The organism is uncultured Modestobacter sp. (assembly GCF_947486615.1).
Lineage (GTDB): Bacteria > Actinomycetota > Actinomycetes > Mycobacteriales > Geodermatophilaceae > Modestobacter.
In genome coordinates this window covers 1-14,820 of sequence record NZ_CANKUD010000021.1, presented here as the reverse complement: position 1 = coordinate 14,820, position 14,820 = coordinate 1, and the positions used below count along the sequence as shown (strand labels likewise).

Here is a 14,820-nt window from a genome sequence, read left to right as displayed (position 1 = left end):
TGCTGACCCACCGGCCGCTACCGGCACCGAACCTGCCAGAGACCAGCAGGCTCGGTAAGCCCCATTAGTCGTCGGCGGCCAGCTCCTCCCGGGGCCACGGCTGCTGCTCGCTGATGCCCTGGTCGGTGCCGCAGGTACGGTCCTCGTCGACGTCCTGCGGCCGGAAGTAGACGGTCGAGGCGGTGACGTCGTCGCCGAACGCCTGCGGAGTGGTCGGGCCGGGCCCCTCGACCAGCGAGGTCACCCCGGGCTCGATGGAGAAGCGGATGACCCGGGTGAACTGACAGTCCGCGGCGACGGACAGGATGCTGAACTCGATCGGCGGCCGCTCCTCGCCCCGCACGATGTTGTCCAGCCCGCCGGCGCCGGTGGAACCCTCGACCAGGTCGATCGCGGTGCCGTCGTCCTGGATGTCGCCGGCGTCGTTCTGGGCGTGCACGTGCCCGGACACCGTCGCCCGGATCCGGTCGGGCAGCACCTCGCGCAGCTCCTCGGCGGCGACCGGCTCGTGGGTGACGAACAGGTCGATCGTCTCCAGGTCGTCGGTGGGGTCGACGTCCGCCGCATCGCCGGTGTCACCGGCCGCGGGGGTGGCCGCACCGTCCACCGTCTGAGGCGCCGTGCCGTCCGGCGGGGTGGCGGTGCCGTCCGGCGGGGTGGTCGTGCCGTCCGTCGGGATGCCCGTGCCGTCGGCCGGCGGGGTGGTCGTGCCGTTCGTCGGTGTGGTCGTGCCGTCGGCCGGCGGGGTGCCGGTCCCGGACGCCGGCGAGGTGCTCGCGTCCGCGGCCTGAGCGGCGGCGGAGGCCCGGTCGGCGTCCTCCGCCTGCTCGGCGTCCTCGGCGTCCTCGGCACCGAGGGCCTGGCGGACGGCCTGGCGCTGCAGCGGCTCGACGACGTCCTTGGCGTCGGCGCCGTAGACGCCGGGGCCGCCGTAGACCCGCGGGTCCGACAGCCCGGCGATGGTCAGCCCGAAGGCGTCCACCACCGCGGCGGTCACGTCGTAGCTGTCCCCGGTGCGGGTCTTGGCGCCCAGCACCGTGACGCCGGGGACGGTGGCCATGATCTCCGCGGTCGCCGGGGAGTCGTGGTTGCCCGCGACCCAGAGCATCGGTGTGTCGGCGGTGACGGCCGCGACCGCGGCGAGGTAGGTCGGGGTCAGCTCCTGGCGGGTGCCGAAGGCGCTCTCGTCGCCGCCGTTGATGATCAGGTCGACGCCGTAGTTGGTGGCGTACTCCCCCACCAGCGGGTAGTTGGCGGCCAGGTGCATGTCGGAGATCGTCATGATCCGGAAGGCGGTCTCCGGCGTCTGGTCGTCCTCGATCTGGGCCTGCAGCGCGGCCTGGATGCCGAGCACCGAACCGAGCACGTCGAAGGCCTTGGACTGCTGGGAGTAGTAGTCGCTGAGCTCGCTGGGGAACAGCTGCGCGGCGGCCAGGGTGCCGGTCAGCCGCGACTCCAGCACCCAGTTCGGGTTGTAGGTCAGCGCTCCGTAGGCCGCGACCGCGACCGTGACGGCGGCGGCCGTCGCCGCCTGCAGGGCACGCAGCCGCAGCTCCCGCGGCCGGCGCGGCCGGCCACGCAGGTACCGCAACGACATGTTGATCGCCGCGGCCACGACCAGGCCGATCACGACGCCGATCAGCAGCTCGGCGATCAGCCACCGGGCGATCTCCGGCACCATCGCGGTGATCTCGGTCTGCAGCTGCTGCACGAACGTGGGCACGTCCCCGCCGGCCAGCCGGGCCAGCTGCAGGACGTCGACGTCCTCTGGGCTGATGTGCACCCCGAACGGCACGCCGCTGACCTCGGGGAACTCCCAGCTGCCCAGGGTCGTGTCGGCGGACAGGCCCGGGCGGCTGAACAGCGACCCCTGCACCTCGAAGGGCACGCCCTGCACGGTCGCGTGGTACGGGAACGCCTGCAGCGCGGCCGCCCCGCAGAACACCGGCAGCGCGATCCGCAGCACCCAGCGGGCGAGGACGCGCAGCACCAGGGCAGCCGCGCCGCCGGCCCGCCGGGCGGCGTGCTCGGCGCGGTCCCGCCGGGTCGGCGGGAAGGGCAGGGGCAGCTGTGTGGCGTCGTCGCGGTTCCGGGACATCGGGGACATCGTCCCCCGTCGGTGGGCCCGCGGGTGCGCTCGACGCGGCCGGGAGCCCGTGGCGTGCGACCCTTGGTCACGAGGACGGGGCGCTCAGCAGCCGGGGAGACGACGGACGACGTCGTCGGCACCTGGTCGGCGAGCCCGCGGACCAGCCGCGCGAACGCACTCCCATCCACCGACGAACGGGGCCCCATGGCACTGATCACCTGCCCCACCTGCAGCTCCGAGGAGATCTCGGGCACCCCGCAGCCGGATGGCCGGCTGCTGATCCACTGCGACGACTGCGGCAACGAGTGGCTGCGCGGGGAGACCCGTCGCGACCCGGCCCGCCCGGCGGTCCAGTCCGTGGACTCCCTCCAGTCGTCCTTCCCCGCCCCCGCCGACGTCCGGCCGGACGTGCGCGAGCGGGTCATGCTGCTGACCTCGGAGTTCCTGCTGGAGCGGCCCGAGCCCGACCCGGACGTCGCCGGGTACCGCGAGCGCTACGCCGCGCTGTTCACCCCGGAGGGCCTGCGGACGGCGACCGCCGACCAGCTGCTGCACTTCGCGAACTCCACCACCGTGGCCGACCCGGGCAACGTGTCGGGCTTCAACCGCGCCTGGAAGACCGCCGGGCCGGACAAGGCCGCCACGCAGGTGCGGGCCAGCATCGACTACCTGCTCTTCGGGCCGGACAGCCTGCGCCTGGAGGACCGGTTCACCCACCTGGTCGACGGCACGAAGAAGGGGCTGGGTTTCCCCTCCTTCAAGGAGTCGCTGCTGACCAAGGTGCTGTGCGTGGTCGAGCCCGAGCGGTTCCTGCCGATCGTCCGGTACACCGCGGCGGCCGGCGGCAAGAAGGAACTGGTCAAGACGGTCTTCGAGCTGGACCTGCCGCCGGTGGAGAAGGCCACCTGGACGATCGGCCGGCTCGCGGTGTGGAGCAACGACCTGCTCCGCTCGCTGGTGGGCAACGACATCCCCGACCTGCAGCAGGCGGCCCGCTTCCTGGTCTGGGCGTCCGCCCGGCCGGCGATGTCCCGCAGCTGACTCCTCCCCTGATCCGGCCGACGGTGACCGCGCCGCCCCGGTTCGGCACCAGCTCGACCCAGGTGCGGCCGGGGGCCAGCCGCACCGGGTTGCCGTCCGCCCCGAGCAGCACGACCCGGTCGGCGACGCCGCCCTTCACCCAGGTGGCCGGCAGCGTCCTCCCACCGCTGGCGACCAGCGCCGCACCCCGGCCGGCCAGCACGATCTCCGGGATGGGGTTGCCCGCCGGGTCCACTCCCCCGGTGGAGACGACGTCCACCCGGAGCACCACGACGTTCGCCGCCCCCAGCCGGGCGCCGTCGGCCTCGACGGCGGGGGTGCCGCCCTCGGCGCGCAGCCACCTGGCCTCCGGCGCGCTCCAGGTCCACTGCGGGCGGCTCACCCCGGACAGGGTCAGCGACAGCGTGCTCGCCGGCGTGCCGGCCAGGACGGCGCCGGCCTGGTCGGGCGTGGTGGCGAGGTCGAACTGCGGTGCCGGGTCGGCGAGGTGGGTGGCGTCGGCCTGGGCGAGCAGCGCCTGGGTGTCGACGTAGACGTTGTGCGGTGCGCTGCGGGTGGCGATGCGGGCGAAGCCGTCGTCCCCGGCATCGAAGGTGAGCACCTGCAGGCCGGCGTCGGCGACGTCGCGGACGTAGCCGGCCTGGCCCCCGGAGGCGGCGAACAGGCCGTGCAGCGGCGCGGCGATCGCCGGGTCCATCGGCCGGATCGAGCGGACCGGACCCAGCTGCGGCGGCAGCGTCGAGTGGTAGACGGCCACGTAGCGGGAGATGCCGCCCTCGACGACCTGCTCCCACACCACGTCCGCGGCGCCCAGACCGGTCTGCGGCCGCGCGTCGACGGAGTTCTCGATCTTCACCGCGAGCGCCGGGTGGGCCGGCACGGTGCCGCTCTCCAGGCCGGTCAGCGGCCAGTACACCGGCGGCGGGGGCGGCGGCGTGGACGACGCCGGCGGGGTGACGGTGGCCGCGACGGCGGCGTCCGAGCTGCCGGCACAGGAGGCCGTCCCGGTCAGCGCCACCCCGGCGAGCAACGCCGCACCGATCCGCCGGCGCGCCCGCTCCCGGCCGGTCGGCCGGGGGCGGGCGCGCACGTCGGTGCGGAGGGCGGCGGAGGAGGGACGGGCCACGGCGGTGCTCCTGCTCGGCGAGGGAGGCGACCACCCGGCGGACGGCCGGCGCCGACGCTAGGGCGGGACGCCGCCGGAGCCCGGGCCGCCGCACCGGGCAGGGCGGCGCCGGTCCGCCGCGTCGTCCCAGCCGCCCCAGCGGCCCCGCGGGTCAGCCGCGTCAGCGGTCGTGCGTCCCAGCCGCCTCAGCGGCCCCGCGGGTCAGCCGCCTCAGCGGCCCCGCGGGTCAGTCGCCGGTGTAGGCGGCGACGCCGAAGTGCTGCTCGCCGTCCTCGTCCTCCTGGACCAGCACGGTGTAGGCCTGGCCGCCGATCACGGCCGAGCAGGTGTCGCCGTCGCACTCGACGGTCTCCACCGCGGCGCCCTGCCCGGCGACCATCGCGGCGAACGCGGCCTCGGTGTCGGCGTTGCGGTCCTCGACCGAGGACCGGTAGAAGGTCAGGCCGGCGATCGCCAGGGCCGCGACGATGACCGCGACCATCACCGTGATCAGCAGGGTGGTGTGCCGGGTGACCCAGCCGGGCTCGCCCTCGGTGGTGCCGTCAGGGGCGCCGGTGACGTCGGTGGTGCCGGTGTCGGTCCCGGCGGCGCTGCTGCCCTCGGGGTACCCGGTCGCCGCCGTCGGCTCGCTGCTGAGCTGGCCCGTCGTCGTGGTCGACGGCGTGGGCTGGCTCGGCGAGGTGGGGTCGGTGCTGCTCATCGCGTGCGTGCCTCGTTCGTGTCTGGGGGTGGGGAGCGCGCGCCGGCGACCGTGCGCGGCGCGGGTGGGGTGGCCGGACGTCGATCGCGGTGCGGCCCGGAAGCTGCCCCGACCGTCCGGTCGCTGGTCCGACACTGCCACAACGCGGAGCCCGGGCGACCCAGGCGGCCGGGTTCACAGCTGACCGGCAGGAGCGTTCGCCGGGGTGTCGCGCCCGGCGTGTCCTGGCCGCCCGCACACCGGACGGTGACCCGCGACACACGAGTCGACCAGCGGGGATGCGGATCGGGTCCGCGCGCAACGGCGGGGCCGGCCGTCCCGCAGCCCTCGACGCCGCCGCACCGAGCTGCCTAGGTTCGCCGCACCGGCCGCGGGGACGGGACCTGCGGCTGCCCGACGAGGGGACGACGATGTCACTCCGTACGCGCCGAACCGGCTTGGCCGTCGCCACCGCGGCCACGTTCGCCGGCTCCGTCCTGCTGGCCGCTCCGGCGAGCGCCGGCGGTCCGGACCTGGAGGAGTTCGCCACCGAGGTGAAGACCCGGGAGGTGATGGAGCACCTGGAGGAGTTCCAGGAGATCGCCGACGAGAACGGCGGCAACCGGGCGAGCGGGACGCCGGGCTACGACGCGTCCGGCGACTACGTGCAGGAGGAGCTGGAGGACGCCGGCTACGAGGTGCAGCGGCAGTACTTCGACTTCACCTCCTCGACCACGGTCACCGAGACGCTGACCGTCGGCGGCGCCCCGGTCGAGGTGCAGGCGCTGGAGTTCTCGCCGTCCGGCTCGGTGTCCGGGCCGCTGTTCACGATCGCCGCGGGCGACGCGACGCCGGGCTGCGAGGCCACCGACTTCACCGCGGCCACCGCCGGCACGGTGGCGCTCGTGCCGCGCGGCGCGTGCACCTTCGCGCAGAAGCAGCAGAACGCCGCCACGGCCGGGGCGGTCGGTGTGCTGGTCGTCAACAACGTGCCCGACGAGCCGGTCAACGGCACCCTCGGCCAGGGCGCCACCGGCATCCCGGTCGGCGGCGTCACCCAGGCCGTCGGGGCGACCCTGCTGGGCCAGCTGGGCCGGACCGCGGTGCTCGACATCGTCGTCGACGTGGTCGAGACGACGACCTTCAACGTCATCGCCCAGACGCCGTGGGGCGACCCGGACAACGTGATCATGCTGGGGGCGCACCTGGACTCGGTGCCCGAGGGCCCGGGCATCAACGACAACGGCACCGGTTCGGCGGCGATCCTGGAGACCGCGGTCGAGCTGCTCGACGAGGACCCGGCCCGCAACGCCGTCCGGTTCGCCTGGTGGGGCGCCGAGGAGTCCGGGCTGGTCGGCTCCACCGAGTACGTGGCGTCGCTGACCGAGGCCGAGGCCGGGCAGATCACCGGGTACCTCAACTTCGACATGGTCGGGTCGCCGAACTACGTCATCGGGGTGTACGACGCCGACCAGTCGACCTACGAGGCGCCGGTCGCGGTACCCGAGGGGTCGGAGACGCTGGAGCAGGTGTTCACCGACCGGTTCGACCAGACCGGGCAGCCGTGGGTGGACACCGAGTTCTCCGGGCGCTCGGACTACCAGGCGTTCATCGAGGCCGGCATCCCGGCCAGCGGCCTGTTCACCGGCGCCGACGACATCAAGACCGAGGAGGAGGTCGCGCTCTTCGGCGGGACGGCCGGCATCCCGCTCGACCCGAACTACCACACCGCCGAGGACGACCTGAGCAACGTCGACCGTGAGGCCCTGGAGATCAACAGCCAGGCGATCGCCTACGCCACCCTGGCGCTGGCCTCCGACCCGACCCCGCTGGACCTGACCGACAACGGCAAGGACCACGGCAAGGGCCACGGGAAGGGGAACGAGCACGGGCACGGATGGGGCGAGGGCTGGGGCGGCGGGCGCGGCCACGGCACCGGCGGCGGGGACGACGTCGGGCACCACGCGGCGGCCTGACCCGCGGCACCTCGTGAACAGCGGGGCCGGACACCACCCGTTGGTGTCCGGCCCCGCTGCCGTCAGCGCGCGGGCCCCAGCCCGCCGAGCCACTCGTCGAAGGTGACCCGGCCGCGGTCGGCGTCCGGGCCCGGCACGAGGCGGCCGTCGCGCATCCGCCGGCCGGCGGCGCCGGGCAGCGGCACCCGCAGCGCCCGGCGGCGCTGCCCGGTCGCGGCGAGGTACCGGCGCACCAGGTCCGCCAGCTCGGCCTCCGCCGGCCCGCCCAGGTCGGCCACCCGCCCGCGCGGTCCACCCGTGGCGAGCTGGACGAGGGCGTCGGCGACCTCATCGGCCGCGACGGTCGCCACCCGCACCGCCGGGACGACGACGAACGGCCCGACCGCGGCCCGCCGCACCAGCTGCGCGGCGAACTCGTGGAACTGGGTGGCCCGCAGCAGCGTCCACGGCACCGGCCCGGCGGCGACCAGCCGCTCCTGGGCGACCTTGCCGGCGTAGTAGCCGCTGGGCTCCCCGTCGATGCCGACGATGGACAGCGCCACGTGGTGCCCGATGCCGGCGGCCCGCTCGGCGGCGAGCAGCTGCTCGGTCGCCCGGGTGAAGAAGTCGACCGACTCCCGGGTCCGGGTGGTGACCACGCTGGTGACGTCGATGACGGCGTCGGCGCCGTCCAGCGCCGCGGCGAGCCCGGCGCCGGTGACGACGTCCTGGCCGGTGCCGCGGGAGACCGGGACGACGGTGTGCCCGGCCGCCCGGGCGTGGGTGACGACGTGCTGCCCGACGACGCCGGTGGCCCCGGCGACGGCGAGGGTGAGCTGCTGCGGAGGTGTCATGCCCTCCTGACGACGCAGCTCCGGCAGATGTGAGGTCTGCCAGGCTGCCGACGTGAGCGTCATGGACCAGCGACAGCACCTGACCGCCGTCGCGTTCCGGATGCTCGGCACGACGGCCGACGCCGAGGACGCCGTCCAGGAGACCTACGCCCGCTGGTACCGGCTGACCGAGGCCGAGCGGGCGGCGATCGACCGGCCGGCCGCCTGGCTGACCCGGGTGGTGAGCCGGGTCTGCCTGGACGTGCTCGGCTCGGCGCGGGCCCGCCGGGAGCGGTACGTCGGCGAGTGGCTGCCCGAGCCGGTGCCGGCCGGCGCGGTCGACGACCCGGCCGAGCGCGCCGCCCTCGGCGACTCGGTGGGGCTGGCGCTGCTGGTCGTGCTGGAGACGCTGACCCCGGCCGAGCGGGTGGTGTTCGTGCTGCACGAGGTGTTCGCGGTGCCCTACGGCGAGATCGCCGAGGCGGTCGGGCGCAGCCGCGGGGCCTGCCGCCAGCTGGCCACCTCCGCCCGCCGCCGGGTCGACGCCGCCCGTGCCGACGCCCCGGCACCGGCCCGGCGCGACGCGGTGGTGCGCGCCTTCGCCGCCGCCTGCGCCGGCGGCGACCTCGCCGCGCTGGTCGCGCTGCTGGACCCGGACGTCGTCCTGCGCTCGGACGGCGGCGGCGTGGTCAGCGCGGCCCGCAACCCGGTGCGCGGGGCGGTGCAGGTGGCCCGGTTCCTGCTCGGCCTGGTGGCCAAGAACCCGGGCGTGGTGCTCGAGGAGGTGACCACCGGCGACGGCGTCGGCTACGCGTGGCGCGACGACCGGGGCATGCGTGGGGTGCTGGTCCTCCGCGTGGCCGGCGACCGGCCCACCGACGTGTGGATCGTGCTGAACCCGGAGAAGCTCACCCGCTGGAGCTGACCCTCCCGCCTCAGTCGTCACACGCCCGCCGGGGCTCCCGCGCGCTGCGGTCCCGCGGCGGTAGACAGGCCCCATGGGCGACTCCCCGTGCCCGCAGCACGCCGCGGACCGTGACCTCCGGGTCTCCGTGGTGCTCGACTGCGTGCCGGTGGTCGGCGAGGCGCTGGCCCGGGCGGGCGTGCCGGTGCTGGCCGGGCTGACGCTGTCCGGCGGACCGGTCCGCGGCGCCCGGGTGACCGCGACGATCACCGCGGCCGGCGTGGCGCTGGGCGCCCCGGTCGAGCGGGTCGTCGACGTCGTCCCCGGCCGGACGACGGCGCTCACCGACCTGGTGCTGCTGGACCCCGACGCCCTGGCCGCGGTCCGCGAGACCGGCACCGGCACGGTCGAGGTGCGGGTCGAGCACGACGGTGAGCTGGTGGGCCGCGGCTCGGCAGGCGTGCGGGTGCTGGCTGCCGGGCACTGGCTGGCCGCGCCGTCCCCGCTCGGGTTCGAGCTGCTGGCCGCGCACGTGCAGCCGGACTCCCCGGCGGTGGCCGGGCTGGTCGGCGCGGCCGCCGACCTGCTCCGCCAGCGCACCGGGGACGCCGCCGTCGGTGAGCCGCCCACCGCGGTGCGGCGGATCGACGAGACGGTCGCCGCGATCGTGGAGATGGTGCGCCGCCGGGCGGTGCGGCCGCAGCCGACGTCGACCAGCTGGGCCGACGTCCCGCAGCGGGTGCGCACGCCGGCGGAGGTGCTCGAGGAGCGCACCGGCAGCAGCCTGGACACGACGCTGACCCTGGCCGCGGCGCTCGAGCACGCCGGCGTCCGGCCGCTGGTGTGGGTCGCCGCCGACGGCGGCAGCTCCCCCGGGCACGCCTTCCTGGGCTGGTGGCGCACCCCGTGCTGCGCGGCGAGCACGGCGACCACCGAGGTCAGCGGGCTGGTCGAGCTGGTGCACGCCGGTGAGATCGCGCTGGTCGAGACCACGATGCTGGCGCACACCGCGGAGCCGGCGACCTTCGGCGACCTGCACCGCACCGCGGCCGCCGCCTGGCTGGCCGGTGACCTGCGCCGCGTGCTCGGCGTCACCGACGTGCACCGGGCCCGGCTGGACGGCGTCGCCCCGCTGCCACTGCCGGGACCGCTGACCGGCCGCCGTCCGGCCCGCGACACCCGCCCGCGGACCGACGGGACGACGGCTCCCCTGCTGGACCTGGACCGGCGCCCCGAGGCGGCGCTGCCGCTGACCGTGCCGCCGGGTCGGCTGGCCGCACTCGCCGAGGGCCTCGGTGCGGACGCCCGGCTGACCCTGCTGCCCGCCGACCAGCTCGGCGCGGCCGCCCGGCGGCGCGGCATCCGCTCGGCGCGGGACCTGCCGCCGCACCAGCTCGGCGAGCTGCTGCTCGACCACGGCGGCGTCTACGCCGACGTCGACTCGGCCGAGTACGCCCGCCGGCTCGGCCTGCTCGCCGACCGGGTGCGTGAGCCGGCCGACGGGTCCGGGGAGCTGCACCTGGCGCTGGGCTCGGTCAGCTGGGAGGTCGAGGGCGAGGCGGTGCGCTCGCCGCTGCTGCTGGTGCCCGTCGTGCTCACCCGGGTGGCGAGCTCGGGCGCCTACCGGCTGAGCGCCGCGCCGGGCGGCACGCCCGGCCCGAACGGCTGCCTGCTGGCCGAGCTGCGCCGCCGCACCGGCGTCGCCCTGGCCGGCCTGGACGACGGGGCCGACATCGACCTGGCGAGCGCGCTGCCCGCGCTGCGGCAGGAGCTGGCCCAGCGCGGGCTGCCGTTCCGGGTGGAGCCGACCGCCGACCTCGCGGTGCTGCCCGCGGCGGCACACCGGGTGCGCCAGGACGCCGAACGGCTGGGCGCCGGCGCGCTGCGCAACCCGCTCGTGCCGGTGCTGCTGCGCCCCGGCCAGCCGTTCGCCGACCCGGGCCCGGCCGACGTCGACCTGGCCGAGCTGAGCGCGACCCTGCCGCTGCCCGCCGACACCGACCAGCTGCAGGCGATCGCCGACGCCCTCGCCGGCCGCACCTTCGTGCTGGAGGGCGCCCCCGGCACCGGCCGCACCCAGACCGTCGCCGACCTGCTGGTCGCCGCCGCCGGCCAGGGCCAGCGGGTGCTGGTGGTCGCCGCGCAGCAGGCGTCGCTGGACGCGGTCTCGCAGCGCCTGCAGGACGTCGCCCGCCTCGCCGCCGACGCGGTGCCCCCCGCCGCCGACGCGGTGCCCCCCGCTGCCGACGCGCTCCCCGCGGACGTCGAGCTCTCCCCCGACACCACCGGCGAGGGCGGCCTGCCCGTTGTCCGGACCTCGGCGGCGGTCACCGAGCTGCGGGACGCGCGACGCGCGGTGGCCGACCACGTCGCCCGGGCGCACGACCCCAACTCCGCCGGGCTGTCGCTGGCCGCCGCGTACGCCGGGGTGCTGTCCGCCGCCCCGGATCTCCCGACCCTGCCGCTGGCTCCCGCCTTCGTCGCCACCGCCTCGGCCCGCACGACGGCGGCGGTCCGTCACGTGCTCAGCACGCTGCCCGAGGTGGCCGACCGCGCCCGGCCCCGGCCGGGTCACCCGTGGGGCTTCGTCGACTCGGCCGACGCCGACCCGGTAGCCGTCCAGGCCGCCGCGGTCGCCGTCGACACCGCACTCCGGGCGCTGCCGCCCGCCGGACCGCTGGCCCGGGTGGTGGCCGCCGCCCGCACGCCCGCGGACCTCGACGCGGTCGCCACCGTGCTCGCCGGGCCGGCCGTGCCGTTGGCCGACCTCGACGCGGTGCGCACCCCGGCGTGGGCCGACCAGATCTCCGACCTGCTCGCCGACGTCGCCGCGTTCACCACCGCCGTCCACCCGGCGCTGGAGGTCGCGCTCCCCCAGGCGCTGGACCTGCCGCTGGCCGGCATCGCCGACGACGCCCGGCAGGCGGCCACGTCGGGGCGCTTCGGCCGGGTGAAGCGGCTGACCGCCGTCCTCGCCGAGCTGGCGCCGGGGCTGGACCCGGACGCGCACGTGGAGCCGGCCGACGTGCCGGCGCTGGTCCCCGAGCTGGTGGAGCTGCAGGCCACCGCGCGCGAGCTGGCACTGCGCTGCTCGACCATCGCCGGGCTGGCGGTGCCGTGGAACTGGAACCCGCTGGTCGACCCGGGGCTGGTCGAGCGGCAGGTCGCGGCGGTGCGCGGGGTCGCCGCGGTGCTCGACGGCGCACCGGCGTTCGCTCCCCCGCTGCGCCGCTTCCTGGACACCGCCCCACCGGTCGACCCGGCCCGGGCGGTGGCCGTCCGTCGGCTCCGCGCGGCGCTGGCCGCGCTGCCGCGGGCGTGCGACGGATCGCTGGAGCAGCTGCTCGCCTGGGCCGGCGAGGGCGGTCTGGTGCGCCAGTGGGACGCCACCCAGGAAGAGCGGGCCGTGGAGCAGTTCGGCCTCCCCTCGCTCGGGCACTGGCTGGACCTGCTGCGACACGTGCACCTGCTGGACGCCGCCGGACTGTCCGAGGCGCGGGCGGCGCTGCTGGCCGGCCACGTGCCGGCCGCGGATGCGCTCGCGTCGTTCGACCGGGGCGTCGCCGAGGCCTCCTTCGCCGAGCGGTCCGCGGCCGGCGGGCGTGCTGTCGAGGCGCCGGAGGATGCGGTGCGCCGGTCGCTGGTCGCCTCGTCGCGTGCCCGGACCGAGGCAGCGGTGCGCGCCGCACTGCCCGCTGGCACCGCGGTGCCGGCCGGCTGTGTGCTGGCCACCCCGGACGCGGTCGCCCGGCTGCTGCCACCGGCCGCCGGCTCGTTCGACCTGGTGGTGGTCGAGGACGCGCAGTCCCTGCGGGTGACCGATGTGCTCGGCGCGCTGGGCCGGGGCACCGCGGCGGTCGTGGTCGGCGACGGTGGCCAGCTGCCGCCGCGCGGTGCGCCCGACGAGCTGCCCGACGAGGGCCTGCTGGCCGCGTGCCTGCGCGCCGGGGTGCCGCGGCGGGAGCTGACCTGGCAGCACGCCGCCCGGGACGAGGCGCTGATCGCGGTGACCTCCGCGGTGGCCCACGACGGCCGGCTGCGGACGGTCCCCGGCGCACCGGCCGGGCCGGCGGTCTCGCTGGTGCGGGTGGACGGGGTCTTCCAGCGTGCCGGGGACCAGCGCGAGACCAACCCGGTGGAGGCGCGGGCGGTGGTCGCCGAGCTGCGGCACCGCTTCGACGCGTCGCCGGACGCCGCTCCCTCGGTCGCCGTGGTCACGCTGCACGCGCCGCAGGCCCGGCTGGTCGAGGGCCTGGTGCGGGCGGACGCCGACCCCCGGCTGGCCGCCGCGCTGGAGAGCGGCACGCTGGCGGTGCGGGACGTGGAGCAGGCGCAGGACGTGACCGCCGACGTCGTCCTGCTGTCGCTGGGCTGCTCGGACGACGAGCACGGCCGGCTGCCGCTGGACCTGGGGCCGCTGAGCCGGGCAGGTGGTGAGCGCCGGCTGACGGTGGCGATGACCCGGGCCCGCCGTCAGCTGGTGCTGTTCGCCTCCTTCACCCCCGAGCTGCTGCGGCCGGAGGTGACCGCACAGCTGGGCGTGCGCCGGCTGCGCGCGCACCTGGACCTCGCCGAACACGGTGCGCCGGAGCTGCCCTGGGCCGGCGGCCATGCCCCGGCCCCGGACCCTTACCGCGAGGACGTCGCCGCTGCACTGCGCGACCGCGGGCTGGTGGCGCGGACCGACGTCGGCTGGTCGTCCTCCCGGGTGGACCTGACCGTCGCCCGGGCCGAGGCGCCGGACCAGCCGCTGCTGGCGGTGCTGCTCGACGGGCAGGCGTGGGCGGCACTGCACCCGGTGGACCGGGAGCTGACGTACCTCGAGCTGGAGACGGCGCGCGGGTGGCCGGCGGTGCAGCGGGTGTGGCTGCCGGAGTGGCTGGCCGAGCGCGACGCGGTGCTCGACCGGCTGGTGGCCACCGTGGACGGCGCCTGCCCGCCGGTGCCGCTGCTGGCCCCGCTGGAGATGCCGATGCCGGCCGCCGAGCCCGTCATCGAGCCGCTGGACCTGGACGACGAGGACGACGGACCGGTGGGTGAGCCGGTGCGGTGCCCGGCGCAGCCGGTGGTGACGCCGGCCCGGCTGCCGGACGAGGAGCTGTTCCGGCCCTGGACGCCGAAGCCGGTGGGCGAACCGACGACGTTGCGCCAGCTGGCGAACCCGGAGGCGGCCCGGCTGGTGCGGCGACTGCTGACCGCCGGGGTCGCGGCCGAGGGTCCCATCCACCGCGAGCGGCTGGCTCGGCTGACCGCGGCGGCCTGCGGGGTGCCGCGGGTGAACACCGCCCGGATCGAGTCGATCCTCGCGCTGCTGCCCGGTGGTGATGCGGAGTTCCTGTGGCCGGCGTCGGTGGACCCGGCGGCGTGGACGGCGTTCCGGCGGCAGGCGGCGAGCACCGAGCGGGCCCTGGAGCACGTGCCGCCGCAGGAGCTCGTCAACGCGATGGTGGCGCTGTGCCGGTCGGTCGCCGGGCTGACCCGGGACGAGCTGTTCTCCCAGACCCTGGCGGTGTTCGGCCACCGCCGCCGGCACCCGGTGCTCATGCCGTACCTGGAGGCCGCGTTGGCCCAGGCGGTGCGGGCGGACCGGATCACCCGGGCCGGCTCGGGGCAGCTGCTCACCGCGGTGACAGAGGACGCGGCGTCGGACGACCTGGTGGTCCCGGTAGCCGCGCTCCCCCAGGTCCCTGTGGCCACTGTCCCCCAGGCCACCGAGGCCGCTGTCCCACAGGCCACCGCAGCCGCTGTCCCCCAGGCCACCGAGGCCGCTGTCCAGCAGGCCTCTGAGATCCCTGAGGCCGCTGTCCCGCAGGCTCCCGAGGTCCACAGCTCCCCGATGACCGACAGCACCGCAGAGCCGACCGCGATGGAGGGGTACGGCCTCTTCGGCGTGGGTGGCGGCGGCGTCAGTGCCACCACCGAGCCGGCCGACGACGGCACGGCCCGGAGCCAGACGGGCGATGCCCCCGATGCGGCGCGCCACACAGAGGCCCGCAGCGTGCCCGAGCCGCGCGCAGCCGTGGACGAGCCGGCCGTCGGATGACCACGCCTCGCAACCCCGAGCGGCCACCGCTCGGGGTTACGGGGATCAGCCGCCGCGGGTCACCCGAGCAGCGGTGGTCCGATGAGGATCTCGGTGCCGTCGGGTCGCCAGGTGCGCCATCGGCCATCCGGTTGTCGTTCGACGCGGAAG

General features: G+C 76.6%; 7 protein-coding genes. 3 read left to right on the top strand and 4 right to left on the bottom strand.

The features are described from left to right. Window positions 1-64: 64 nt before the first annotated feature. The 3 genes from Q1A09_RS22420 to Q1A09_RS22410 all read right to left on the bottom strand — a co-directional run bounded on the left by Q1A09_RS22420 (window position 65) and on the right by Q1A09_RS22410 (window position 4,956). Complete coding sequence (locus Q1A09_RS22420; protein ID WP_299960578.1) at window positions 65-2,098, bottom strand: metallophosphoesterase; 2,034 nt, start codon at window positions 2,096-2,098, stop codon at window positions 65-67. An 850-nt stretch (window positions 2,099-2,948) separates the two neighbouring features. Further along, window positions 2,949-4,256, bottom strand: coding sequence for a DUF3048 domain-containing protein (locus Q1A09_RS22415; RefSeq protein ID WP_299960575.1), 1,308 nt, complete (start codon window positions 4,254-4,256; stop codon window positions 2,949-2,951). Window positions 4,257-4,482: 226 nt separating this feature from the next. Beyond that, window positions 4,483-4,956, bottom strand: a complete 474-nt coding sequence (locus Q1A09_RS22410) for a hypothetical protein (RefSeq protein WP_299960572.1) — start codon at window positions 4,954-4,956, stop codon at window positions 4,483-4,485. A 437-nt stretch (window positions 4,957-5,393) separates the two neighbouring features. Here Q1A09_RS22410 and Q1A09_RS22405 point away from each other — a divergent pair, with 437 nt between their 5' ends. After that, on the top strand, window positions 5,394-6,911 hold the full coding sequence (locus Q1A09_RS22405; protein ID WP_299960569.1) for a M20/M25/M40 family metallo-hydrolase: 1,518 nt from the start codon (window positions 5,394-5,396) through the stop codon (window positions 6,909-6,911). 62 nt (window positions 6,912-6,973) lie between these two features. On the opposite strand, the gene Q1A09_RS22400 is transcribed toward Q1A09_RS22405, so the two are convergent. Then, complete coding sequence (locus Q1A09_RS22400; protein WP_299960566.1) at window positions 6,974-7,744, bottom strand: SDR family oxidoreductase; 771 nt, start codon at window positions 7,742-7,744, stop codon at window positions 6,974-6,976. A 61-nt stretch (window positions 7,745-7,805) separates the two neighbouring features. Between Q1A09_RS22400 and sigJ the strand changes: the two genes are divergently transcribed. Together sigJ and Q1A09_RS22390 are read left to right on the top strand one after the other, a co-directional pair. Next, window positions 7,806-8,648, top strand: coding sequence for an RNA polymerase sigma factor SigJ (gene sigJ, locus Q1A09_RS22395; protein ID WP_299960581.1), 843 nt, complete (start codon window positions 7,806-7,808; stop codon window positions 8,646-8,648). A gap of 73 nt (window positions 8,649-8,721) precedes the next feature. Then, window positions 8,722-14,670, top strand: coding sequence for an AAA domain-containing protein (locus Q1A09_RS22390; RefSeq protein ID WP_299960563.1), 5,949 nt, complete (start codon window positions 8,722-8,724; stop codon window positions 14,668-14,670). The last annotated feature ends 150 nt before the right edge of the window (window positions 14,671-14,820 follow it).